The following is a 23,630-nucleotide window of genomic DNA, read 5'->3' as shown; positions in this document are numbered from 1 at the left end:
GCGGCGGGGGCCCGGTCGGATCGGCACCCACCCGGTGGGTTCACCAGCCGGCGCCGGCCGGCGCCGGATCCCGGTCGGCGGCGCTGTCGACGTCGAACCGCAGGCCACCGTCCCGCGCGTCGACGGTGACCCGTTGCCCCGCCGCCAACGTGCCGTCGAGCAGCAACCGGGACAGTTGGTTGTCGACCTCCCGCTGGATCGTCCGACGCATCGGCCGCGCGCCGAACTCCGGCTGGTATCCGGCTCCGGCTATCCAGTCGGCCGCCGCGTCGGTGACCTCCACCGCGATGTCCTGGGCGTGCAGCCGCCGGCGGGTCTCCTCCAGCAGCAGGTCGGTGATCTGGCGCAGCTGCTGCGAGGCCAGTTGCCGGAAGATGATGATCTCGTCGATCCGGTTGAGGAACTCCGGACGGAAGTCCTCCTGCAGCCGGCGCAGCAGGCGCTCGCGCAGGTCGTCGTCGGGACTGTCGCCGTCCACCCCACCGAAGCCGACACTGCGGCCGCCGCCGGTGATCAGCTCCGAGCCGAGGTTGCTCGTCATGATCAGAACCACGTTGCGGAAGTTGACAGTCCGGCCCTGACTGTCGGTCAGCCGGCCGTCGTCGATCAGCTGCAGCAGGACGTTGAACACGTCGGCGTGCGCCTTCTCGATCTCGTCGAGCAGCACCACCGCGTACGGTCGTCGGCGAACCGCCTCGGTGAGCTGGCCCGCCTCCTCGTAGCCGACGTACCCGGGCGGTGCCCCGACCAGCCGACTGACGGTGTGCCGTTCCTGGAATTCACTCATGTCGAGGCGGACCATCCGGTCAGCGTCACCGAACAGGGCCGCCGCGAGGGCCCGGGCCAACTCGGTCTTGCCGACGCCGGTGGGTCCGAGGAACAGGAAACTGCCGACCGGCCGGTCCGGGTCGCCCAGCCCGGCCCGCGAGCGCCGGACCGCCTCGGCGACCGCGGTGACCGCATCGTCCTGACCGACCACCCGTTGGTGCAGTTCGCCCTCCAGCCGCAGCAACCGGTCCCGCTCCTCCTCGGTGAGCTGACTGACCGGGATGCCGGTGGCCCGGGAGACCACCTCGGCGATCTCCTCGATGCTGACCTGGGGAACCCCGGCGCTGTCCGGGCTGCGGGCCGTCTCGATCAGCCGTTGCACCTGCGTCAGCTGGTCCCGCAGGTCGGACGCCCGTTCGTACTGTTCGTCGGCGACCGCCTGGGCCTTGTCCCGGTGCAGCTGCTCGAGCTGCCGTTCCAGGTCCCGAACGTCGGCCGCCGGTGTGCGGGTGCGCAGCCGGACCCGGGCCCCGGCCTGGTCGATCAGGTCGATCGCCTTGTCCGGCAGGAACCGGTCGCTGATGTAGCGGTCGGCGAGTTCCGCCGCCGACAGCAACGCGTCGTCGGTGAACCGCACCTGGTGATGCGCCTCGTAGCGGTCCCGCAGACCGTGCAGGATCGCGATGGTGTCCGCCACGGTCGGCTCGGGCACCAGGACCGGCTGGAACCGCCGGGCCAATGCGGCGTCCTTTTCGATGTTGCGCCGGTACTCGTCCAAAGTAGTCGCACCGACCACCCGCAACTGACCCCGGGACAACGCGGGTTTCAGCATGTTGCTGGCGTCCATCGACCCTTCGGCGCCGCCGCCGCCCGCCCCGACCAGGGTGTGCAGCTCGTCGAGGAAGACGATGAGGTCGTCGCCGTGGCTACGGATCTCGTCAATGACCTTCTTCAGCCGTTCCTCGAAGTCGCCGCGGTACCGGGTACCGGCGACCAGCCCGGCGAGGTCCAGCTGCACCACCCGCTTGCCGATCAGCGTCTGTGGTACGTCCCCGTCGACAATGCGCTGCGCCAGTCCCTCAACGATCGCAGTCTTGCCGACCCCGGCCTCCCCGATCAGCACCGGGTTGTTCTTGGTTCGCCGGGACAGGATCTCCACCGCCTGCTCGATCTCCTCACCCCGGCCGACGACCGGGTCGATCGCGCCCTGGGCGGCGAGTTCGGTCAGATCCTGCCCGTACTGGTCGAGGGTCGGGGTCCCACGGGCCGTCCGCGGTTTGGCCGCACCGCCGCGTTCCGCGCTGGCGTTCTGCAGCGACCGGGGTTCGACGTGGCCGGCCGCCAGCATCCGGCCAGCGGCAGACTCCGGATTGACCGCCAGCGCCATCAGCACGTGCTCGGGTCCGATGTAGGTCGCGCCGGTGGCCCGGGAAAGCTGATGCGCGTCCAGCAGGGCACGTTTCGCCGCCGGGGTCAGCGAGAGGTTCGCCGGCACCTCGCCCCGGCCGGCCGCCGGTCCGCCCAGCTCAGCGAGCAGCCCGTTCGGGTCGGCCCCGGCCCGGCGGACCAACTCCCGTAGCGGTTGACGCTGCAACGCCGCCCAGAGCAGGTGATCGGTGTCCAGGTCACTGGTGCCGGCCTGGGCCGCCCGGCGGGCGGCGGCGGTCAGCAGGTCACGGGCGTCGCCGCTCATCAGCCGGGTGATGTCGACCCGGTGCACCGGCAGCCGGGGCTCACCGCCGGTGAGAAACCGGGCCAGCAGGTCCTCCCAGGGATCGGTGCCGAGCCCTCCCGGGCCGTACGGTCCGTCACTCATCTGCGCCCCCTCGCCGTTACGCCCCGCCGGCTGTGAACCGGACTGTGGCTACCCGGGCCGCCCCGGGCCAAACGTCCCCGCCGTCCGGGACCACCACCGCACCGCGTTTGAGGTACCGGCGCGTGGGTCGGGACAGGCGCGCTCAACCGGTGCCGGGTCCACGGCCGCGGATGCTGGCAGGCTTGGGCGGATGCGGACTTTGCTGATCGTGGACGGCGCGAACGTGGTCGGCTCCCGACCCGACGGCTGGTGGCGCGACCGGATGGCGGCGGCCGTCCGGCTGCGCGATCAGCTGGTCGACGTCGCCGGCCGGGGGCTGCCCGAGCTGACCGGCCCGCTGGAGGTGGTCCTGGTGGTCGAGGGGGCGGCCCGCGGTCTGCCGCCGGCCGGCGGGGTACGGATCGGCGCGGCTCTCGGGTCGGGAGACGATCTGATCGTCGAGATCGCCGCCGAGGGCGGACCAGACCGGCGGGTGGTGGTCGTCACGGCCGACCGCCGATTGCGGGACCGAGTCACCGACGTGGGCGCGCAGGTTCGCGGGCCTCGATGGCTGACCAGGCAGCTGACCGGTCCGGTGTCGGAATTCTGACCGGTATTCAGACTGAATACCTGATCCGCTGCCGGCAGTTGCCCAGGTCGCACCGGTCAAGCACCGATGACCGCGCGTCCGTCGCGGACCAGCCCATCTGCGGGACCGGACAGCCGGGCAGCAATCACCCACCAGCGGTAAGCTCTAATAGAACCTTCCAGCCCCTTGAGGAGGTTTCACCCGTGGCGAGTGTCGCCGAGGTCAAGTCCGCCATCGAAGCCGCGATCATGCAGGTGTCGGAGGGCCAGGCTGCCGTCCAGGCAGCCAGCGAAAAGATCGCCGAGGCGCAGCAGAGCTTGGCGGCGGCCTTCGAAGGCAGCGGCCACGAGGCGGTCGGAGCGGCCCAGGCCGCGCTGTTCCAGGCCAGCTCCGAGCTCGAGGAGTGCCTCGCCGCCACGCTCGCCGCCGTCGAACAGGCGCAGACGTACTCCGCGACGCTGTAGTCACCAATGTCCCTCGCCGAGAATCTCGCCGCCCGGGTCCGGGCGGCCGCCGACGACCTGCCGGTGGGCCAGCTCGCGGTCGCGGTGCAGCGGCTGCGCGCCGCGACCGAGTTGCTCATCTGGGTCCGCCAGGAGTCGGCGGACCCGCTGGCGGTGCCGCAGCTCACCGGCGCGACCGAACACGCGGAGCAGGCCGGCCACGCGATGCGGGTGGCTGCGCAGTCGGTGGACGACTACCTGGCTGCGATCGGCTTCGGCGCCGGCCCGGCGGCGGGGGGCGACAGCGGGTGGCGGGCGGCACTGGACGGCGACCAGGAACCGACGGCGGCACCGGGCGGGCGGGCGGGTGCGCCCGCCGCGCCCGAGCTCGGCAACTGGTGGGCCGCCCGGGTCGCGGAGCTGACCGACCGGGAGTCCGCCGGGGTCTGGCCAGGGCCGGACGCCGCCACCGACACGACCCGGCCGGCCGCCGCCACCGACACCCCCGAACTGCTGCGCAGGGTCGCGACGGCGGTCCGTCGGGAGGACCGGGCCGGACTGCACCGCGACCTCGCCGCAGTGGCCGCGCCGACCGGGCTGAATCTCGCCGCGATCACCCCACCGCTGCTGCACCGCCTCGCCGGAGACCTGCTGGACCACGAGCCGCAGGCCGAGGACCTGCGTCAGCTCGCCTCCGCCACCACCCGACGGGTACGCGAGCTGCTCCCCGGCATGCCGGATCCGGTGCTGCAGACCCTGCTCGCCCGGATCTGCCGGGTGCCGGCCGACGAGCGGCGCGACGACGGTCGCCGGGCCGACGGTGACCAGGCCGGGCAGCCCCCGGATCCGCCGCATCCGGCCGACTCGGCCGTCGCCGGCGCGGTACTCACCGGCGTACTGCTGCGGCTGCTCGACCGCGAGCCGCAGACGCTGCGCCCGGAGCAGCCCCGACCGCTGCGGGGGCGCGATGCCTGACGCGCGGGCCGATCTGGTAGCCGCGGTCCGCCGGGCGCTCGGGCATGCCCGGGCGGCGGCCCGCAACCGACTTGACGACGTCGAACAGGACATCGCCGCGGCGCAACAACAGCTCAACCGGGTACGACTGGCAGCCGAGCAGGTGCCGCACCGAGCCGCAGTGCACCGCGACCGCCGGCTCGCCGACCTCGCCGAGCAGTACCGCGACCAGATAACGGTCGTCACCCGGGGAGCCGTCGCGGCAGTGGACCGGGCGGCACCGGGAGCCGCCGCCGCCGACTGGGCCCGGTGGCATCCCGCCCCGGCGGCACGCACGGAATCACCGGGATCGTGCCGGATCGGCCTGACCGGGCTGGCCGGGCTGGCCGGGGGTGCCGCCGTACCCGCGCTCGTCGCGGTCCTGGACCACGGCCACGTGGCGCTGGACGGCGCCGACCGAGCGGGGTGTGACGCCGTGCTGTCCGCGCTACTGCTGCGGATCCTCGGCCGTACCGCGCCCGGCGCCGTCCGACTGACCGGCTACGACCCGGAACAGCTCGGTGGCGGCCTCGCCGGTTTCGCCCCGCTGGCCGGACCCGGCCTGCTCACCTTCGCCGGCCCCGGTGGGCTGAGCCGGCACCTGGACGACCTGGTCGACCACATCCGCCGGATCAACGAGACGGTGCTGGCCGGAGAGTTCCGGACGCTGAGCGAACTGGCGACAGCCACCGGCCGACGGCCCGAGCCGTGGCGGATCGCCGTCCTGCTGGGCGGGCCCGGGGAGGAGCTGTCCCGGCACGAACGGGCTCAGCTGGACCGGATCACCCGCGCCGGTGCCGCCTGCGGCGTCCATCTGATCGTCCGCGGTGTCGGGCTCAGCGCCGCGCCCACCGTGACCACCGTGTCGGTCTCCGGCGGCACGGCCCGGGTCAGCGGCTATCCGCAGTTGCCGGTACGGATCGACCCGCCACCGCCGGCTGAGTTGGTCACCCGTACCTGCCGGGAGATCGCCGCCGCGGTCGCCGCCGGCCCGGTCCCGGCGGTGTTCAGCGATCTGCTGCCCGAACAGGAATGGACCGAGGACGCCACCGCCGGGCTGACCGCGCCGGTCGGCGACAGCCCACAGGGTCGGCCGGTGACGGTGACGCTGAGCGACTATCCGCCGCACGCGCTGATCGGTGGGCCATCCGGCACCGGCAAGACCAACCTGATCTACGCCTGGATCGGTGCCCTGGCCGCCCGCTACTCCCCGACCGAGCTGGAGTTCTACCTGCTGGATTTCAAGGAGGGGGTGTCCTTCGCCCGGTTCGCGCCGGGCCGGCGGGATCCGAGCTTCCTGCCACATGTCCGGCTGGTCGGGGTGAACGTCAACACCGACCGGGAGTTCGGCCTGGCGATGCTGCACTTCCTGGGTGCGCAACTGCGGCAGCGGGCCGACGCCGCCAAACGCCACGAGGTGACGAAGCTGGCGGAGTTGCGCGCCGAGGACCCACAGGGCCGGTGGCCGCGCATCGTGGCGGTGATCGACGAGTTCCAGGTGCTGCTCGCCGGCAACGACGCACTGGCCACCGAGGCCGCGACGTTGCTGGAGGACCTGGCCCGGCGTGGCCGGTCACAGGGCATCCACCTGATCCTGGCGTCCCAGGACGTCTCCGGTATCCAGGCGTTATGGGGGCGTACCGCGCTGATCGCCCAGTTCGCACTACGGATCGCGCTACCGAAGGCGCGCCGCGTCCTGCCGGAGACCAACACCGCGGCGGAGTCACTGCCCCGCCACCACGCCGTGGTCAACGCCGAGTCCGGGGCGATGGAGGCCAACCAGGTCGTCCGGGTTCCGCCCGCCAGCGACCGGGACACCTGGCAGGAACTGCAACACCGACTGTGGCGACGACGGTCCGCCGACCTGCCCCCGCCGCGGCTGTTCGACGGCGACGTGGTACCCCGGCTGGCCGAGGCGCCGGACTACCAGGCGCTCATCGCCGACAGCGACGGACCGCGGGTACCGGTGGCGTTGCTCGGCGAGACGATCGACGTGCTGGCCCGCTCCGCCCGGCTCGGCCTGGCCCGGGCGCCCGGACGCAATCTCGCGGTACTGGGCACCCGGGTGGACGAGGCGTGCGCCCTGCTCGACGCGGGTGCCCGGTCCCTGGCCCGGCAGTACCCGCCCGGCGCGGCGCGGTTCGACATCGCCTGTCTGGACCCGGACGCGGAAGCCGCCGCCCGCCGGCTACACGCGGCGTTACCGGCCGGCACCGGACTGTACGACTTGGATACCGTCGGCGGGCTGCTCGCGGACACCGCTGACCGGCTCTCCGGTGACGTGCTGGACGGTCCGGTCCGCCCACACTTCCTGGTGCTGTACGCGGTCGACGCCGCCGCCGGACGGCTGGCGGCGAAGTTCGCCGGCCGCTCCGGCCTGGACCGGCTCCGCCGGGTGCTGCACCTCGGGCCCGAGCGACACACCCATGTGCTGGGCTGGTGGCGCGGTGTGGCGCGGATGCGTGACGACCTCGGCGGGATTGGCTCACGGACCGACCAGATCGGCGCCTGGGTGGCGTTGGACGTGCACGGCTCCGACCTCGGACCGCCGCTGTACCCCCGGGCCGGCGGCCCGGCGTGGTATCCCCGGCCGTGGCGGGCGCTGTTCTTCGACCGGGCCGTGCACCGCAGCGCCGAGGTCATCATCCCGTACGGGCTGACCTGATGGATGCCTCCTACCCCGAGCTGATGCGCCGGCTCGCCGAACTCGCCGCCGCGCTGCAGAACCGCCGGAACGAAGCGCAGCAGTGGTACGCGCAACGGTGCGACGGCGCGCAGGCCGCGGTGGCCGAGGTGGAGACCGACCTGGCGGAGCTGCACCAACTCCACGAGCAGGCAAGCCGGGAGCTGGCGGACGTCGACCGGGCGGCCGCCGACATCTGGACCGAGGTCGGTCACCGGTTCGGGCCGTTGGCCGGACGGCTTGGTGGCCTTCCGGCACCACTGCCGCCGCCCCCTGGTACCGCCGTTGACGACGATCCGGAGCACTGGCTGGCGGCCGCCCGCGCCCTGGTCGAGCGGTCCAACGACGTGGGTCCCCTGTCCCGAGCGGCATATCCGGTGCTGGCGCTGTTCGGCGCCGCCGGAGCCGTCGCCGCGTTCGGGTTGTCCACTGCCGCGCGGTGGGCCGGGCAGCGCTACGGCGGCGACCTGGCGGTCGGGATGCCGGTGATCGCGCTCGTCGTCACCCTGGTCGGTCCGCTACTCGGGCTGGTTCCGGCGAAGGCGCTGGCCGACCGCCGGCATGCCGAGCTCGACCTGCGTACCGTGTCGATCGTCCTGGTCGCCGGCCTGGCGGCGACCGCCGTCCTGCTGACGGGGCTGGGCTGACCCGACCGGGCCGATGGTGGATCAGCCGACGACCGCGACCGCTTCGCGCAGCAGACGGCGGGCCAGCACCAGTTGGTCGGCGGTGGTGTCCAGTCCTGGCAGGTCGCCGACCCGGACACCGGCGGTGTCCAGCACCGCCCGCAGGGCGGGGACGCACCTGCCCGGAAAGTTCACCGTACGGTCGAAGATCTGCAGGGTGACCCGCTCGTCCGACTGCGAGGTGAGCCGCCAGCGCAATCCGGGTCGGCGGCGGATGACGTCGTCGACGGTCAGCGTCCGGATCCGGTCCGCCTGCTGCAGTGGTGGCAATGGGGCCGGGCGCACCGCCGACCAGGCCCGGCGGCGCATAGGCGCCGCGACCTGGTCCGGCTCGACAGAGGCCAACCAGTCACGCAGTACCGCCACCGTCGCGGTCAGCTCCGAGGTGATCCCGGCGGGTTCGCACGGGTCGGCGCCGAACGGCAGCGACGTGCGCAGCTGCGGCTCGGTGACGGCGAGCTCGAGCAGCGCCTCGACCAGCGAGTACCGGGTGAACGCGCGAATCCCGACGGTGAGGTGGATCGAGCTCTCCTGCTGCGCGGTGGCACTGTGCAGCCAGCCTCGAGGCAGGTAGAGGGCATCGCCGGGGCCGAGCACGACGTCCAGCGCAGGTGCGGCCTCGGACCGGGCAACCACCTCATCGGCCCGACCCGACCAGGTCTGCTGGGGCAGCGGATCGGTCAGTACCGGTTCGTGCACCCGCCACCGCTTGCGACCCTCGGTCTGCAGCACGAACACGTCGTGGGTGTCGTAGTGGGTGGCGAATCCACGGCTGCCAGCCGGTGTGAGGTAGGCGTTCGTCTGCAACGGCTGGCCCAGTGTGGTGGACAGCTCGCCGATGAACGAGATGATCGGTGGCCAGAGCCGGTGCAGGCCCTGCAGGACCAGGGTGGCACCGTCCGCATACAGATCCAACACCCGCTCGTCGAGCACCTGGTCGTCGATCTCGGCGCCGGCGCCGGCGCTGCCGGTGTAGGTCCGTTCCGCGAAGACCTCACCGTCCCGGGCCACCCGGAGGAACGGCGTACGCAGGCCGTGCTGGCTCAGCAGCTGGTCGGCTGCGGGGCCGTCGAGCAGATCGGTGAAGCCGGCGGGGCCGGCCAGGTCGACAGCGCGCGACAGCAGCGGTCTACGCCCCCAGTAGACATCGGCGAACGTCGTCGGATCCACCGCAACGCACCGGGTCAGCGCCGCCGGGCGGCGGGACGCGCCCGCACCGCCCGGCGAGCCCGGTGACGCGGCGATCTGCGGCGGGTCGGTAAGTCCGTGCCCGCCGGTGCAGCCGGCACCACGTGTCGCGGTGGGCAGCCGAGTCAACGCCGGTTCGCCCCGCCGTCGGCACCACCGTCGCGCCCAGCCGGATTCGCCCCACCATCAGCCGGGCCCTCCTGCGCCTTCGGACCAGCGCCGCCGTCGGCACCACCGTCGCGCCCAGCCGGATTCGCCCCACCATCAGCCGGGCCCTCCTGCGCCTTCGGACCAGCGCCGCCGTCGGCACCACCGTCGCGCCCAGCCGGATTCGCCCCACCATCAGCCGGGCCGTGACCCGTCGCGGGCCCGGTGCTGCGGATGTCGTCGTCGTCAAGTGTCATGACTGCCCCCTGCGGGTCGGTCGGCACGCGCCGGCGGCGCCGGCGCGCTCCTGCCTGCGGGTGGTACCCGAGGCGGATCGTCACTAACCTCGGGTAAACGCGGGGCCGGCCGGGTTACAGCTCCTGGTACGGCGCGCAGCTGTCCCGCACGACCAGCTCGGTGGCGAGCTCCACCCGCGGCGTCTCCAGCGCTTCCCCTTGCGCCAGACGCAGTACTGTCCGCGCCGCCAGCAGCCCCATCTCGGCCAGCGGCTGGCGCACCGTGGTCAGCGGTGGCGACGACCACTGCACCTCGGGCAGGTCGTCGAAGCCGACCACGCTGACGTCGTCCGGAACCCGCAGGCCGCGTTGCCGCAGGGCTTCGAATGCGCCGAGGGCCATCTGGTCGCTGGACGCGAAGATCGCACTCGGTGGTTCGTCGAGGTCGAACAACGCGGCCGCGCCAGCGAAGCCCGACTCGTGGTAGAAGTCGCCGGGGACGACGTACTCGGGGCGCAGCGGGATCTCAGCCGCCTCCAACGCGGCCCGGTAGCCGTCGAGCCGGGCCCGGCTGCACAGCAGCCGGGGCGGACCGGCGATGAAGCCGATCCTGCGGTGTCCCAGGGAGATGAGGTGTTCCGTCGCTCGCAGTCCGCCGGCCCAGTTGGTCGCCCCGATAGTGGGGATGTCCAGGCTCGGCACGCCGGCCGGGTCGACCAGTACCATCGGTACGTTCAGCCGTCGCAGCTCGGTGTGTAATGGCGGAGCGAGTTCACTGGTGACCAGGATTACACCGTCAGTGGCCCGGGTCCGCAGGTTCTGCAGCCACTGCCGGGTCGCCGCGGACCGACGGTGGATGGCGGAGACGACGGTTCCGACCCCGGCGGCGTGCGCGACATCCTCCACGCCGCGGATTATCTCCACGGCCCACGGGCTGTCCAGATCGTTGAAGACCAGGTCGATCAGGCTGGCACCGGCGCGGGACCGGGTCGCCCGCCGTCGGTAGCCGTGCCGACGCAGGAGCTCCTCGACCCGTTCACGGGTCTGCGGGGCGACGTCGTTGCGCCCGTTGAGCACCCGTGACACGGTCGGCACGGAGACACCGGCTTCCTGGGCGATCGCGGTGATCGTGATCCTGCGTCCTTCATCGACCGTCACGGCAGCAACTCCTTCGTCGAGGCTTCAGCGTACGGCCGAACCTTCCGCCAGTCGGTCCGGCTCCGAACGCCGAGTCCGGGCCCCATCTTGCCGCAGTTGGAAAACGCTTGGCATCGACCCGGCCGGCAGTGTGTCGCACATGCCGGCGACCGAGTCGGCCGCGCCACCGACCGGAACTTTCCGGAACCGCCCGGGCGGCGGTTGCCTGAACGGCGGCCGGACGGGACACATCCGGCTGCCACGATGCGGGAGCATACCCGGACACTGCCAGCAAACTGTGGACTGCCAGATCTCGACGAAGCCGCAAGTTTCCGGAAACATGTCGGAGAACAGGCGCGACGGTCCGGCGACGCCGGTACTGGACTGGCGCGGCGCGATCGACAGGAGGCTGCCGGTGAGCGGCACGAACCATGCCCTGGACGAGGCCCTCGATCGGTCAGCGCCGTGGCGCGATCTCACCCTACCGGTGGAGGAACGGGTGTTCGACCTGCTTAGTCGGATGTCGCTGACGGAGAAGATCGCACAGCTGTACAGCTACTGGCGGGGCGCCAATGCCTCGATCGACGACATGGCCCCGCTGCAGCATGATCTGGTCGACGAGTCAGTTGACTGGGCCGACCTGCTGCACACCGGCTTGGGGCAGTTGACCCGCCCGTTCGGCACCACGGCGGTGACTCCGGCCGACGGTGCCCGGGCGCTGCACCGGCTGCAGGCCGAGATCGTCGCCGGCAACCGCTTCGGTATTCCCGCGCTGATCCACGAAGAGTGCCTGACCGGGTTCATGACCTGGGGCGCCACCGTGTACCCGACCCCACTGGCCTGGGGTGCCAGCTTCGACCCTGACCTGGTGACACAGATGGCGCGTCGGATCGGGCAGGACATGCGGTCGGTCGGGGTGCACCAGGGACTCGCCCCGGTGCTCGACGTGGTCAGGGACCCCCGTTGGGGTCGTACCGAGGAGACTATCGGCGAGGATCCGTACCTGGTCGCCACGATCGGCACCGCATACGTGCGTGGGCTCGAATCGGCCGGGGTGGTGGCCACCCTCAAGCACTTCGCCGGTTACTCGGCCTCCCGGGCCGGGCGCAACTTCGCGCCGGTGTCGGTCGGCCCGCGAGAGTTCGCCGACGTCCTGCTCCCACCGTTCGAGATGGCCGTCCGCGACGGTGGCGCTCGATCGGTGATGCACTCGTACGCGGAGGTGGACGGCGTACCGGCGGCGGCAGACGGCGGTCTGCTCACCGATCTGCTCCGTGGCCGCTGGGGGTTCACCGGCACCGTGGTCGCGGACTACTTCGGTGTGTCGTTCCTGGAGCTGCTGCACCGGGTGGCCGACGGTCCCACCACCGCCGCCGCTCTGGCGCTCAGCGCCGGGGTCGACGTCGAACTGCCGGCGGTACGGTGCTACGGAGCCCCGCTTGTCGAGGCAGTCCGGCAGGGTGCCGTGCCGGAGTCGGTGGTCGATCGGGCCGTCACCCGCGTCCTGCGGCAGAAATGTGAGCTGGGGTTGCTCGACCCGGACTGGGATCCGGTGCCACCGGCACTGGCCGGGGCGGACCACCCGAGCGAGGCGGGCGGGCCGTCCGCTGGGCCGGGTATCGACCTGGACCCGCCGGTGAATCGGGACCTGGCCCGGCGGCTGGCCGAGGAATCGGTGGTCCTGCTGGCCAACGACACCGTCCTCCCGCTGCCCGAGCAGGGGCGGGTAGCGGTGGTCGGACCGCTGGCCGACTCAGTCAACGGGCTGCTGGGCTGCTACACGTTCCCCAGCCACGTCGGTACCGTCCCGGCCGACGCCGGTGACCAACTCCCGATGGGGACCGTCCTGGCCGCGCTGCGGGCCGAGCTGCCTGCAGCGGCCATCGAGCACGTCACCACCGGCCCGGTGGACGGGCAGGACACTCCGGGCATCGTGGTGGCCGCAGACGCTGCGGCGCGGGCCGACGTCTGTGTCGCGGTGGTTGGGGACCGGGCCGGGCTGTTCGGCGCCGGAACCTCCGGCGAGGGCTGCGACGCCACCGACCTGGAACTGCCCGGACGGCAGGGTGAGTTGATCGAGGCGTTGGTCGCCACCGGCACCCCGGTGGTACTGGTGCTGCTGACCGGACGCCCGTACGCGCTCGGCCGGTACGCCGACCGGCTGGCCGGGGTGGTGCAGGCGTTCTTCCCCGGTGCCGAGGGGGGCCGCGCGGTCGCCGGTGTGCTCAGCGGCCGGGTCTGCCCGTCCGGCAGGTTGCCGATCGGGGTTCCTCGGCAGGCCGGCGGCCAGCCGACCAGCTATCTCAGCCCGCTGCTGGGACACCGGACCGAGGTGAGCAATGTCGATCCCGGTCCGCTGTACCCGTTCGGTCATGGCCTGTCGTACACCTCGTTCGAGTGGTCGACGCCGCTGGTCGACGGGGTCGAGCACGACCGGGGTGCGGCTCCGGCGCAGATCGGCACCGACGGCACGCTGCGGATCCGACTGCGGGTACGCAACACCGGTGACCGCGCGGGCAGCGAGATCGTCCAGCTGTACCTGCACGACCCGGTGGCGCAGGTCACCCGACCGGTGATCCGGCTGGTCGGGTACGCCCGGGTGCTGTTGCAGGCTGGCCAGGCGCGCTGGGTCGAGTTCGACTTCTCCGCCGACCTGTCGTGTTTCACCGGGCGGGACGGGCGCCGGGTCGTCGAGCCCGGCGATCTGGAGCTGCGGCTGGCCGCGTCGAGCACCGACGTCCGCCACCGGGTCGCGGTCCGGCTGGTCGGCGCCCAGCGGCAGGTCGACCACCGACGCCGGCTGGCCACCGAGGTGACCGTACGGTGACGGGGGTGCCGCTGCCCGCTGCGGTGCGGGCAGCGGCGTCAGTCGCTCAGCAGGTCACGCAGTTCGACCGGTACGGTGGCCAGCACGTCGTCCCACTCGCCGGAGCTGACGTGCCGTCGAAGCACCCGGCTGACCGTCCGGATCACCTGCTCGGCGCCGCCCTCGACGTCGAACGGGAAGTCCCGGCGCACCCGGGCGACGAACTCGGCACGGTCCAGCTTCGTCGGAGCCGAGGTGGCGTCCCAGCCCTCGTAGTACAGCCCGCGGACCAGCAGCGGCAGTTGCGCCGCGAGCTGCACCACCTCGGCCAGTGGTAGCCGGTCGCGCAACGTGTGCAGCACGGCGGCGAGCGCCGAATAGGACTGTTGGCGGCGCTGCGCCGGCCAGCCGAGTTCGTGCTCGATCTCGCTGAGCAACCGGTTGGTCTTGTCCACGGTGGCGTCAATGGCAGTCAGCTGGGCAGTCGTCATCTTCGTGCTCCCTCGTCGGTTCGTGGTGCCGGTGATCCGGGGGGCGCTCGTGATCCGCACGGTCCCGGTCAGGCCGCCCGCCGTTCCCGGGACTGCTTGCAGGTGACGCAGGTGGTGGCCGAGGGGTAGATCTCCAGCCGCTCCACCGGAATGGCTACGGCGCAGCCCTCGCAACGCCCGTAGTCGCCGGCGGCGAGACGGGCCAGGGCATGCTCGAACTGGGTGCGACGCTCCAGGATGGTACGGATCAAAGACTGGGCCGCGTCCCGCTCGGCGGTCTTCGTGCCGCTGTCGGCCTGGTCGTCGCCGGCGGTGTCGCCCCCTTCGACCAGCCGCAGCACCTGGCTCTGCGTCATCGCCTGCTCGTACTCAGCCGTCAACTCCTGGTACCGGCTGGTCAGCGCGGTGCGGATACGATCACTGTCGATGGTTCCCGGTACGCCGAGTCCCGGTCGCCGGTTCACGTCATGCGTCAGCATGCGCCCATCCCCCTTCAGATCGGTTACGGCGAGCCATGACCGGCTCGGACTCCGGCACCGGGTCGCCGCGAAGATCCGCCACTTACCCGTCGCCGACGGCCGGCAAACCCCGTCCAACCCCTGGCCAGCCACGCGGCCTCCGGGCCTCGCCGACGTCGATCGGGGCCGCCGGCAGTGCGGTCCCGGCAGTGCGGTCAGCCGGCGGTGTCGATGCTGATCCGGACGTCGTCGGCGAGCCGGTAGCCGACGCCGTACACGGTGGTGATCAGGGGCGAGTTGCCCACCTTGCCGCGGAGCCGGCGGATGTGCACGTCCACGGTACGCACCCCGGTGTGCTCGTAGCCCCATACCGCGGCGAGCAACTGCAACCGGGTGAAGACCCGGCGAGGGTTCTCCACCAGGTGCAGCAGGAGATCGAACTCGAGTCGGGTCAGCAGCAGCGGCTCGCCGTCCAACAGAACGGTCCGCGACGCGACCATGACGTGCAGTGCCGGCACGGCGACCGTGGTGGTCCGCCGTGACCGGGTGGCGGGGTCGGTGAACACCCCACCGGCCGCCGACGTCGGACCCGGCGCGTCGCGGCCGGCGCCGATCTGGTCGAGCGCCGCGCCGGGCTGCGCCCGGGTCGCGTCGACCGTCGGCATCTCCACCGTCGCCTCACCCCGTTCCACCAGCTCCCGGGCGGCCTCCAACAACCGGCGGGCGGACGACGAGAGCGCCTCCTCGCCGGCGGTGAGCGGAATCGACACGGTGACGGTCACGGTCGCCATCGCCGGGCCGGTCCCCCGCCGCGGCGCGGCGGGCGGACGGGCCGCACCAGACGGTGGCAAACCGGACCAGCCGGCGCGCGGCGAGGCAGGGCTGACCGACATGGTCCTCCTAGACAGTTCCGGCCGGAAGCGTGTATCCCGGCCGCCGGCTGGTGTCCGTACGCAACGGCAGCCGGCTGGGACGCGGCAGCCAGCACCGGACACAGGGGACGACCCGGTGCGCCGGCGGCTGCGCACGAACCGATGCTGCCGCTCCCACGCTCCCGGGTCAATACCGGACGGCGTTGCAGGAATGTGATGATTGACAAGCGCACCGTAATCGATTGCTCGCTCTGGATACCCGACCTCGGTGCTATTGCCGAACCGGCAGGATGATCACATGCGCGCCATCGTCGCCGGGTTCGCCGCGATCTGGTCGGTGACCCTGATCGGGTACCTGATCGGCCGTTTCGAGCTGCTCGGCCCGGATGGCACCGCCGTCCTGGCCCGGCTGGCCTTCTTCATCGCGACGCCGGCGCTGTTGTTCACCACCTTGGCGGGCACGTCCCCGACCGAGGTGTTCACCCCCGCGTTCCTCGCCTACCTGGCGAGCACCGTGGTGGTGGCGGCCGCCTACCTGGCGCTCGCCGGTTGGCTGTGGCAGCGGCCGGCCGGCGATGTCACCATCGGCGCGCTCGGCGCCTCCTATGTGAACGCAGCCAACCTCGGCATCCCGGTAGCGGCGTACGTGCTCGACGACGTTTCGGTCGTCGCGCCGGTGCTGCTGTTCCAGGTGCTCGTCGCGGCACCGGTGGCCTTCGCCGTCCTGGACTTCACCGCCGGCGACCGCCGCCCGTCCGTCCGTCGGCTGCTGTCCCTGCCGGCCCGCAACCCGATCATGATCGCCTCGGCGGCGGGCCTGGCACTGGCGATCAGCCGGTGGCAGCCACCCGCCGAGCTGCTGCGCCCCGCCGAACTGCTTGGTGCGGCCGCCGTACCGCTGGCTCTGCTGGCCCTCGGAATGTCCCTGCCCGGAAGCCGGCCGCTGGCGGCCGACCCGCAGGCCCGGGAACGCTACACCGCCGTCGCCCTCAAGGTGCTCGGCCAGCCGGCGGCGGCCTACCTGATCGCCCGACACGGTCTCGGCCTCAGCGGCACCGCGTTGCTCGCCGCAGTGGTCACCGCCGCGCTACCGACGGCGCAGAACGTCTTCATCTTCGCCACCCGGTACCAGCGCGGTCAACGCCTCGCCCGGGACTCGGTGGTGCTCTCCACGGTCGCCACCGCCGTCACCCTGATGCTGATCGCCGCCGTGCTCGGCTGACGTCCCCCAGTGGGCGCGAACCTGGCCGGCGTACCCCGACGACTGACGCTCACCGGCGGCGAGCGCCGCCGCGAACACGACAGCATCATCCGGGTCACCGGTGAGCGCCGCCCGTGCTGTCGCATCCGGCGTCAGGAACATGGGCGTGGCGGGACAACCCTCGGCGGGACGATCTCGCCAGGCCGCCGCCTCGGCCGCCGCCTCGGCCTCCGCCGGCCCGCCGTCGGCCAGAACCAGCACCGTCGCCGCGCCGGCCGCCAGGTCCGGGTTGCTCGTCGAACGGACTGCGCCGCTGATGTAGCGGCGGCCGTCCACCACCACCGGCCCGGTCACCCCCGGCAGCGCGCAACTGGCCGCGACTGCCCGTGGCAGGGCGATGCCGGACGTCGAGTCCCACGCCACCAGCTGACCGCTGTCCGCGTCGACCGCGGTGACCAGCAGCCGGGGCGCGCTGGGCCAGCGGTGGTCCCGCAGCAGGTCCGCAACGGCACCCACGGCGGCGTCCGACGGGTCGGCGGCGAGTGCCAGCCGCCCAAGCTGCGCCCGGGCCTGCGACGACGTGGCACCGCCGGCACGCAGGCTCCGGCGGGTCTCGTCGACCAGTTCGTAGTCGGTCTGCCGGGCTGTCACCGGCCAGGTCCCGACCCGCCGTACGGTCCGCACGGCCGCGGCAGGACCAGCGTCGCCGTAGACCAGCGCCGCCACCAGGGCGCCGGTCGACGTCCCTACCACCAGGTCCGGCGTGCGCAGTCCGGCGCCAGCCCGATCGAGTCCGACGAGCATCCCCAACTGCCAGCCGGCCCAGCCGTCCCCGCCAGCGCCGAACACCACAGCTCGTCCCGTCACCGCCACCTCCGACGCGTCGACCTCGACGACGGGACCGCCGTCCGTCCAACCACTCCAGCCCTGCCGGCGGCACCGCCACCGAGCGCAACGCGCCGAAGCCGAACGCCCGGCTACCTATGGATGAACATCCGGACAACCAGCCAGGTCGGTCAGGCGCGGTGGGTGGTCGGACCGCAGTCCGACCACCCACCGCCCGCTCGGTCTCAAAAGGGCGGTGTCACCAGCTGAGGTACCAGGGCTGGGTCTGCACGTTCAGCTCCGGGAACCGGACCAGCTTGGCGCTCGCCGTCCGCCAGTCCTTGAGGTCCAGCACATCCAGGCCCTTCTGGATGTCACTGGAGTAGATGTAGCCGTTGTAGTAGTACGTCGACCATGGTCCGCCGGTGACCATCCGGGTGTCCGAGACCGGTCCCCGCTCCCAGTAGGCGATCTCCTGCGGCCTGGCCGAGTTGGTGAAGTCCCAGACCGAGATGCCGCCCTGGTACCAGGCCTGGACCATGATGTCGCGGCCCAGGACCGGGATCAGCGAACCGTTGTGGGCCACACAGTTCTCGGTCGACCCGTTGGTCCGGGGGATCTTGAAGTAGCTGCGGAAGACCAGCGTCCGCGCGTCACCCGTACCGGTGATGTCGTAGATGGCGTTGGCTCCCCGGTCCGGACCGATGGTCGGGTTGCAGGTCGCCGCCCCGCCGCCGCCGAGTTCGTCGGTGAAGACCACCTTGGTGCCCGAGTTGTTGAACGTCGCCGAGTGCCAGAAGGCGAAGTTGGTGGTGTCCCGGACCTGGTGGATGACCCGGGGCGCCTCCCGGTCGGAGATGTCCAGCAGCACGCCGTCGCCCATGCAGGCGCCCGCCGCGAGGTCCTTCTGCGGGTACGCGGTGATGTCGTGGCAGCCGGTGGTGGTGGAACTGCCGTTGCCACCCGGGTTGCCGCCGTCCGGGAAGATCGCCGGGGTGGCCACCACGGCCGCGTCGGTCGGCTTCTTCAACGGCACCTTGACGATCGAGATCAGGTCGTGCGGTGGCTGGCAGTCCGGGAAATTCGTCGACGGACTGTACGACGACACGTAGAGGTACACGAACGCACGGCTCTTCGCCGGCACCAGGGTGTGGGTGTGTGAGCCGCAGTTCGTCTCGACGGACTTGACGTACCGGGGGTTCTTCTTGTCCCGGATATCGAAGATCTTGATGCCCTCCCAGGACTCCTTCACCGACGCGGACTGGGAGGTGCTGGCGCAGGAGTCGTCACTGCGCGACGAGTCTGTGGACAGGAACAACAGGTCACCGTGGACCGACACGTCGTTCTGCCCACCCGGGCAGACCACCTGCGACACCAGCCGCGGCCGCCGCGGGTTGGCGATGTCGTAGATCACGAAACCGTTGTAGTTGCCGACGAAGGCGTACCTGCCCTGGAAGGCGAGGTCCGAGTTCAACGAGGACTCGGTGTCGAACGGCGCGGGCTTGGGCAGGCTGGCGATCTGGCGCAGGTTCCGACTGCTGTCGATCTCGTCGACGCCGAGTCCGGGGTCGTCGGTGCCCGCCGCCGACGCCTGGGCCAGGCACAACTCGACCGCCAGCGCGTCGGTGGCGTCGGCGCACTCGACGTCGAACGGGGTCCCTGCATGACTCGGTGTCGCCAACGCGGTGCTGCCGAACAGGACGGCGATCGCCGCCACTGCCACCGTCCGGAGCTGCCGCGGCCCTCGTGGGGAACGTCTGATCATGTGCGGCACCCTTCGAAAGGGATTGATGATGCTGCGACGATACCGCCGAGTTCCCGACATCGATGTGACAGTAATCACATCGATACATGGAGTTAGCCGGATAGCATCGCGACCGTCCACCTCGGGAGGTCCGATGTCCCGACTGTCACTCGGCCGGCACCGGCGGCTACTGGCACTCGCCCTGATCCCGGCCGTGGTCGTCGTCGCGGTGGTCGTGCTACGGACCACCGCAACGACCTCGGCCACCACCAACGACGCAGCGACCGGGTCGGCGGGAACGTCCACCGGCACGGACGCACCGCCGGTGATCCTTCCCGGCCGGCCCGGCGAGCCGGCCGAGCTGCGCCCCGGTGCGGACGTGACCATCGATCCACCGCAGTACAACGCGCTGGACACCTGGTACGTCCAGATGATGATCCCGCACCACACCCAGGCCGTGCAGATGGCAGCGCTCGCCGCCGACCGCAGTGCCGACCCAGGGGTACGGGCGTTCGCCGACCGCATCCGGGCTGGGCAGGCCGCCGAGATCGCCGTACTCCGGCAATGGCTGCAGGACCGGCGGCTACCCGCCGGTGAACACGACCACGACACGATGCCCGGGATGCAGACCGAGCAGGCCGTCCGGGAACTGGCGGCCGCCCGGGGAGCCGAGTTCGACCGGCTCTTCGTGGCGATGATGACCGACCACCACCAAGGTGCCGTCGAAATGTCCGACCGGGTGCTCACCGGCGGCAGCGACGTGACCGTCGAGGAACTCGCCACCTCGATCGCGGCCGAACAGGCCGTCGAGATCAACCGGATGCGGGACCTGCTGGACAGCTGAACCGGCACCCACCGCATCGCGCGGGACCGGGTCACGCGGGACCGGCCGCTGTGCGGCGAGCTAGCGGCGGGCCAGCGCGTCCAACCCGTCCGACCGGCGAATGCCCTCATCGGCGGCCGCCACCTCCCCGACGTGGCGCAGCAGAGCCGTGCCGTGACGCAGGCCCGCCACCCCCACGCCGAGGCCGACCAGCTCCACGATCAACAACGGGACGCCGGCCAACGACGTCGGACCGGAGGTACGGATCAAGCCGGCGAGCAGGAACAGCCCACCCATCGCCGTACTGATCAGGTTGAACCGGACCAGCGAGGAGCGGACCGGACCGGACGGCTCGTCCCAGAGATCGACCAGACCCACCGCCACGGTCAGCGCCATGGCGGCCAGCCCGGCGACCAACGTCCAGTAGCCGACCTCACCGAACAGGTCGGGTGCCCCGGCCACCACCGAGATGTCGAACAGGGCCGCACAGACGAACAGTCCGAACGGCAGGGTCACCAGCATCGGCTGGATCGGCTGGCCGGGCACGCGGAATTGCGCCTGCATCGCCCTCACGCCCTTCCCACTGGTCGCACCGGTCACACCGCCGGTGCTACCCGAGTATCTCCCGCCGCGAACCCACCCGCCATTCACCGCTGCTGGCTGTCGGCCCGCAGCACCGACGCCACCAGCCGCTCGGCGACCTCCGGCAACGGCATCGCGGTCGCCTCGGCCGCCTCGCGCAGCACCGCGAGCGCCTCCGCGGCCGGGCACCGCCGCTGGGTCATCACGATGCCGATCGCCGGGCCGATCACGTCGCCGTACTCCGGACGGTCGGCGTCGGCCCCGCCCGCCGCCCCGCCGCGACGCCGGTCCCGCACCGCTGCGAGGAGCAGTCCGGCGTGCTCGGCGAGGAGCAGGGCGGTCAACTGCTCGCCGACACCGAGCGCCCCGACCCGCTCCGCGTACAGGTTGATCGCACCGATCGCCTCGTCGTCGACGTCCACCGGCGCGCAGAGCACGGAACGGATCCCCCGGTCGACCGCCGCCCGGCTCCACTGCGGCCAGCGCGGCGAGTCGGCACCCGGATCGGCCAGCACGATCTCGCGGTCCCGGATCGCGGTCATCGCCGGTCCGTCGGAGGCGTACTGAAGCTCATCCAGATCCTTGACCAGTGGATCGGACGCCGCCACCGAAGCGGGCCGGCCGGCCCGGAGAAAGCAGACGCTCGCATACGTCACCCCGGGCAGCGCGGATCGGGTGGTGCGGGCGAGATGCTCCACCGCCTGGTCGAAATCGGTGCACCGGATCATGCCGGCGGTCAGCTCCCGCAGCAGGGCGGCGGTCTCCAGTACGGCCAGCCTGCTGTCCGCCGAGTCGGCCTGGGTCAACGTGATCGCGCCCTGGCCGCGCTCAGCGGCGGCCGCTGCCACTGAGCCGGCGGCCAACGGAGGAGATCAGCCGGTCCAGTTCGGAGCCGAACGGGTTGTCGTGTACCAGGTAGGTCCAGGTCGCACTGGGCCGTACCAGCTGGGCCTCGTCAGGCTGCCAGTCCTCGTCGAACTCGGTCTGCTCGAACGTCGCGACGGTGCGGGCCTCGATCTCCGGGATCAGCTGGTTGAACGCGGGCACGGCAGCCCGGTGGAACTCGTCGAGTGGATCGAGCCGGCCGAGCGCCCGCAGATGCACACCCTCGCGCACCTCGGACAGTTCGGCGAGGTGTTCGGTCCAGAGCCGGTCCAGGTGGTAGAGGGCGATCGAACGGGCCGCCCGCGACAGCAGGTCCTCGTCCATCTCGGCGCACCGCTGCGGGAACCGGTCCATCAGCATCAGCGCGGCGACTTCGGTGGTCAGCAGCCGCTCCCGCCGCTCAGCGAGCGCCTTGCGCTGCTGTTCGATCACCACGCTGTAGCGCCAGGTGTTCCGGTGGATCTCGTAGTCGACACCCTCGGCGATCCGCTGGGCGTGTTCGATGGCGAAATCCACCTGCTCGTCCTGGACGATGCCGTCGGGCGTCATCCGGGGCGAGGGTGGGATCGCGTCCGGGGCGTGCCGGACGACCAGGTCGTCCTCCAGGCTGACGAAGAACACCGAACCACCCGGGTCGCCCTGGCGACCGGCCCGGCCGCGCAACTGGTTGTCCACCCGCCGGCTGTCGTGCCGACCGCTGCCGATCACGTACAGCCCACCCAGCTCCGCGACCTGGTCCCGGTCGGACTGGTCGCTGCCGCCGAGGCGGATGTCCACGCCGCGCCCGGCCATCTGGGTGGACACCGTCACCGCACCCAGCGCGCCGGCCTCGGCGATGATCGCGGCTTCCTCGTCGTCGTTCTTGGCGTTGAGTACCACGCAGGGCACACCGGCCTCCCCCAGCGACGCAGCCAGGCTCTCCGACTCCTTGACGTCGAGGGTGCCGATCAGCACCGGACGCCCGGTGGCGTGGGCCGAGCTGATCTCGGCGACCAGCGCCTCGTCCTTCTCCGCGCGGGTGGCGTAGATCCGGTCCGACTCGTCGGTCCGTACGCACGGGGTGTGTGGCGGGATCACCGCCACCTCCAGCTTGAAGAACTCGCGGAGCTGGTCGCCGACGAGGACCGCCGTCGCGGTCATCCCGCACAGGGTGCGGTACGCCGCGACGAACGCCTGCACGGTGATGGTGCCGAGCACCTCACCCTCGGCCGTGGCGTTGAGACCCTCCTTGGCCTCGACCGCCGCCTGCAGCCCGTCCGGCCACCGGCGGCGCTGCGCCACCCGACCGCGCATCTCGTCCACCAGCTCCACGGCGCCGTCGCGGACGATGTAGTCGACGTCGCGGTGCAGCAACGCGTGGGCGTGCAGGGCGACGTGGATCGCGGACAGCTGCCCGACGTTGTCGTCGGCGTACAGGTCGACGCCGTCCAGCTTGGCCTCGACCGCGGCCAGCCCGGCGGAGGTGAACGCGACGCTGCGGCCGTCGTCGGCGACCTCGTAGTCCCGGCCGGCGCGCAGCCCGCGTACCAGCGCGGCGGCGGTGTGCACCGGGTCCTGTTCACCGACGACCGCCCCGGCCAGCACCATCGGCACCCGGGCCTCGTCGATGAGGATCGAGTCGGCCTCGTCGACGATCGCCGTGGACAGCGGCGGCTGGACCCGGTCGGCGATGTCGGTGACCAGCTGGTCACGCAGGAAGTCGAAGCCGGCCTCGCTCACCGAGACGTAGGTGACGTCCCGCTGGTACGCGGTGCGCCGCTGCTCGGGGCTGCTGGCCTCGGTGACCCAGCCGACGGTCAGCCCGAGCAACTGGTAGACCGGCGCCATCCACTCGGCGTCGCGGCGGGCGAGGTAGTCGTTGACCGTCAGCACGTGCACCGGGCCGTTGCCCCGCCGCACGTGCCCGTAGGCGGCGATCGTGGCGGTCAGGGTCTTGCCCTCACCGGTGGCCATCTCCGCGACCTTGCCGGCCAGCAGGGACATCGCGCCGAGCAGTTGCTCGTCGAACGGCCGCTCGCCGATGGCCCGCCGGGCAGCCTCCCGGCCGACTGCGCAGAGGTCGACGAACTCGCTGGCCCGGCCGGCCTCGGCGGTCAACTCGGCGTCGTCGAGCGCCCGCAGGTCGTCCTCCCGGCCGGCGATGTCGGGGAGCAGTTTCGCCAACGGAGCGAGGTCGACCGTGCTGCCCGGCCGCTGGAGGAAACGCCGGAACCGACTCTTCAGACGCTGCGACACACCCATGACCGTCAACGCTACGCGACGCGTCCGGCTCGCGGTG

General features: G+C 71.9%; 19 protein-coding genes and 1 pseudogene. 8 read left to right on the top strand and 12 right to left on the bottom strand.

Features of this window, described 5'->3' with window-relative positions:
• Positions 1-40 precede the first annotated feature (40 nt).
• Positions 41-2,584, bottom strand: coding sequence for an ATP-dependent Clp protease ATP-binding subunit (locus tag O7610_RS06280; protein ID WP_281554788.1), 2,544 nt, complete (start codon positions 2,582-2,584; stop codon positions 41-43).
• 190 nt (positions 2,585-2,774) lie between these two features.
• On the opposite strand from O7610_RS06280, the gene O7610_RS06275 reads away from it, so the two are divergent.
• The 5 genes from O7610_RS06275 (at position 2,775) to O7610_RS06255 (ending at position 7,918) form a co-directional block, all read left to right on the top strand.
• Entirely contained in the window at positions 2,775-3,173 is a 399-nt protein-coding gene (locus O7610_RS06275; protein WP_281554787.1) for a PIN domain-containing protein, read from the top strand.
• 182 nt (positions 3,174-3,355) lie between these two features.
• Positions 3,356-3,616, top strand: coding sequence for a hypothetical protein (locus tag O7610_RS06270; RefSeq protein WP_278168988.1), 261 nt, complete (start codon positions 3,356-3,358; stop codon positions 3,614-3,616).
• Positions 3,617-3,622: 6 nt separating this feature from the next.
• Positions 3,623-4,570, top strand: a complete 948-nt coding sequence (locus O7610_RS06265; RefSeq protein ID WP_289212804.1) for a hypothetical protein — start codon at positions 3,623-3,625, stop codon at positions 4,568-4,570.
• The gene (locus O7610_RS06260) at positions 4,563-7,253 is read left to right on the top strand and encodes an FtsK/SpoIIIE domain-containing protein (protein WP_281554785.1); all 2,691 of its coding nucleotides are present in this window, start codon (positions 4,563-4,565) and stop codon (positions 7,251-7,253) included. Before O7610_RS06265 ends, O7610_RS06260 begins: the two co-directional genes overlap by 8 nt.
• A complete protein-coding gene (locus O7610_RS06255) occupies positions 7,253-7,918 on the top strand; it encodes a hypothetical protein (RefSeq protein ID WP_289212803.1) in 666 nt (221 codons plus the stop codon). Before O7610_RS06260 ends, O7610_RS06255 begins: the two co-directional genes overlap by 1 nt.
• A 21-nt stretch (positions 7,919-7,939) precedes the next feature.
• Here O7610_RS06255 and O7610_RS06250 read toward each other — a convergent pair whose 3' ends face one another.
• From O7610_RS06250 to O7610_RS06240, 3 genes are all read right to left on the bottom strand, one after another.
• Entirely contained in the window at positions 7,940-9,202 is a 1,263-nt protein-coding gene (locus O7610_RS06250) for a cupin domain-containing protein (RefSeq protein WP_281555577.1), read from the bottom strand.
• A gap of 68 nt (positions 9,203-9,270) precedes the next feature.
• Positions 9,271-9,549, bottom strand: coding sequence for a BatC protein (locus tag O7610_RS06245; protein WP_289212802.1), 279 nt, complete (start codon positions 9,547-9,549; stop codon positions 9,271-9,273).
• 114 nt (positions 9,550-9,663) lie between these two features.
• A complete protein-coding gene (locus O7610_RS06240) occupies positions 9,664-10,686 on the bottom strand; it encodes a LacI family DNA-binding transcriptional regulator (protein ID WP_281554782.1) in 1,023 nt (340 codons plus the stop codon).
• Positions 10,687-11,080: 394 nt separating this feature from the next.
• Here O7610_RS06240 and O7610_RS06235 point away from each other — a divergent pair, with 394 nt between their 5' ends.
• Positions 11,081-13,492: a beta-xylosidase/alpha-l-arabinosidase gene (locus tag O7610_RS06235; protein ID WP_281554781.1), complete on the top strand. Its 2,412-nt coding sequence runs from the start codon at positions 11,081-11,083 to the stop codon at positions 13,490-13,492.
• A gap of 38 nt (positions 13,493-13,530) precedes the next feature.
• Here the strand turns inward: O7610_RS06235 and O7610_RS06230 are convergent, their stop codons facing one another.
• The 3 genes from O7610_RS06230 to O7610_RS06220 all read right to left on the bottom strand — a co-directional run bounded on the left by O7610_RS06230 (position 13,531) and on the right by O7610_RS06220 (position 15,313).
• Positions 13,531-13,962, bottom strand: coding sequence for a DUF2267 domain-containing protein (locus tag O7610_RS06230; protein WP_281554780.1), 432 nt, complete (start codon positions 13,960-13,962; stop codon positions 13,531-13,533).
• Positions 13,963-14,030: 68 nt separating this feature from the next.
• Positions 14,031-14,441 (bottom strand): TraR/DksA family transcriptional regulator, encoded by a 411-nt coding sequence (locus O7610_RS06225; protein ID WP_281554779.1) that lies wholly within the window; start codon positions 14,439-14,441, stop codon positions 14,031-14,033.
• Between the two features lie 194 nt (positions 14,442-14,635).
• Positions 14,636-15,313 carry a winged helix-turn-helix domain-containing protein gene (locus O7610_RS06220; RefSeq protein ID WP_281554778.1) on the bottom strand — a complete coding sequence of 226 codons (678 nt, stop codon included), beginning with the start codon at positions 15,311-15,313 and terminating at the stop codon, positions 14,636-14,638.
• 277 nt (positions 15,314-15,590) lie between these two features.
• Here O7610_RS06220 and O7610_RS06215 point away from each other — a divergent pair, with 277 nt between their 5' ends.
• The gene (locus O7610_RS06215; RefSeq protein ID WP_281554777.1) at positions 15,591-16,514 is read left to right on the top strand and encodes an AEC family transporter; all 924 of its coding nucleotides are present in this window, start codon (positions 15,591-15,593) and stop codon (positions 16,512-16,514) included.
• Positions 16,515-16,790: 276 nt separating this feature from the next.
• Here O7610_RS06215 and O7610_RS06210 read toward each other — a convergent pair.
• A pseudogene (locus O7610_RS06210) lies at positions 16,791-17,342 on the bottom strand (patatin-like phospholipase family protein); the annotation flags it as partial.
• A 235-nt stretch (positions 17,343-17,577) separates the two neighbouring features.
• Positions 17,578-19,083 carry an LVIVD repeat-containing protein gene (locus O7610_RS06205; RefSeq protein WP_289212801.1) on the bottom strand — a complete coding sequence of 502 codons (1,506 nt, stop codon included), beginning with the start codon at positions 19,081-19,083 and terminating at the stop codon, positions 17,578-17,580.
• Between the two features lie 133 nt (positions 19,084-19,216).
• On the opposite strand from O7610_RS06205, the gene O7610_RS06200 reads away from it, so the two are divergent.
• On the top strand, positions 19,217-19,906 hold the full coding sequence (locus O7610_RS06200; RefSeq protein ID WP_281554775.1) for a DUF305 domain-containing protein: 690 nt from the start codon (positions 19,217-19,219) through the stop codon (positions 19,904-19,906).
• Between the two features lie 60 nt (positions 19,907-19,966).
• On the opposite strand, the gene O7610_RS06195 is transcribed toward O7610_RS06200, so the two are convergent.
• The 3 genes from O7610_RS06195 to secA2 form a co-directional block, all read right to left on the bottom strand.
• A complete protein-coding gene (locus O7610_RS06195; protein ID WP_281554774.1) occupies positions 19,967-20,449 on the bottom strand; it encodes a DUF2231 domain-containing protein in 483 nt (160 codons plus the stop codon).
• 83 nt (positions 20,450-20,532) lie between these two features.
• The gene (locus O7610_RS06190; protein WP_475054008.1) at positions 20,533-21,330 is read right to left on the bottom strand and encodes a GAF and ANTAR domain-containing protein; all 798 of its coding nucleotides are present in this window, start codon (positions 21,328-21,330) and stop codon (positions 20,533-20,535) included.
• Positions 21,296-23,593: an accessory Sec system translocase SecA2 gene (gene secA2, locus O7610_RS06185; RefSeq protein WP_281554773.1), complete on the bottom strand. Its 2,298-nt coding sequence runs from the start codon at positions 23,591-23,593 to the stop codon at positions 21,296-21,298. Before secA2 ends, O7610_RS06190 begins: the two co-directional genes overlap by 35 nt.
• Between the last annotated feature and the right edge of the window lie 37 nt (positions 23,594-23,630).

This window comes from Solwaraspora sp. WMMA2065 (assembly GCF_030345075.1).
Lineage (GTDB): Bacteria > Actinomycetota > Actinomycetes > Mycobacteriales > Micromonosporaceae > Micromonospora_E.
This window is presented reverse-complemented; position numbering and strand designations above follow the sequence as displayed.

Bases quoted from the DNA above. Each gene is read 5' to 3' on its own strand.
- O7610_RS06280 (WP_281554788.1), bottom strand. From the start codon at position 2,584: ATGAGTGACGGACCGTACGGCCCGGGAGGGCTCGGCACCGATCCCTGG.
- O7610_RS06275 (WP_281554787.1), top strand. From the start codon at position 2,775: ATGCGGACTTTGCTGATCGTGGACGGCGCGAACGTGGTCGGCTCCCGA.
- O7610_RS06265 (WP_289212804.1), top strand. From the start codon at position 3,623: ATGTCCCTCGCCGAGAATCTCGCCGCCCGGGTCCGGGCGGCCGCCGAC.
- O7610_RS06260 (WP_281554785.1), top strand. From the start codon at position 4,563: ATGCCTGACGCGCGGGCCGATCTGGTAGCCGCGGTCCGCCGGGCGCTC.
- O7610_RS06255 (WP_289212803.1), top strand. From the start codon at position 7,253: ATGGATGCCTCCTACCCCGAGCTGATGCGCCGGCTCGCCGAACTCGCC.
- O7610_RS06245 (WP_289212802.1), bottom strand. From the start codon at position 9,549: ATGACACTTGACGACGACGACATCCGCAGCACCGGGCCCGCGACGGGT.
- O7610_RS06230 (WP_281554780.1), bottom strand. From the start codon at position 13,962: ATGACGACTGCCCAGCTGACTGCCATTGACGCCACCGTGGACAAGACC.
- O7610_RS06225 (WP_281554779.1), bottom strand. From the start codon at position 14,441: ATGCTGACGCATGACGTGAACCGGCGACCGGGACTCGGCGTACCGGGA.
- O7610_RS06220 (WP_281554778.1), bottom strand. From the start codon at position 15,313: ATGTCGGTCAGCCCTGCCTCGCCGCGCGCCGGCTGGTCCGGTTTGCCA.
- O7610_RS06215 (WP_281554777.1), top strand. From the start codon at position 15,591: ATGCGCGCCATCGTCGCCGGGTTCGCCGCGATCTGGTCGGTGACCCTG.
- O7610_RS06205 (WP_289212801.1), bottom strand. From the start codon at position 19,083: ATGATCAGACGTTCCCCACGAGGGCCGCGGCAGCTCCGGACGGTGGCA.
- O7610_RS06200 (WP_281554775.1), top strand. From the start codon at position 19,217: ATGTCCCGACTGTCACTCGGCCGGCACCGGCGGCTACTGGCACTCGCC.
- O7610_RS06195 (WP_281554774.1), bottom strand. From the start codon at position 20,449: ATGCAGGCGCAATTCCGCGTGCCCGGCCAGCCGATCCAGCCGATGCTG.
- secA2 (WP_281554773.1), bottom strand. From the start codon at position 23,593: ATGGGTGTGTCGCAGCGTCTGAAGAGTCGGTTCCGGCGTTTCCTCCAG.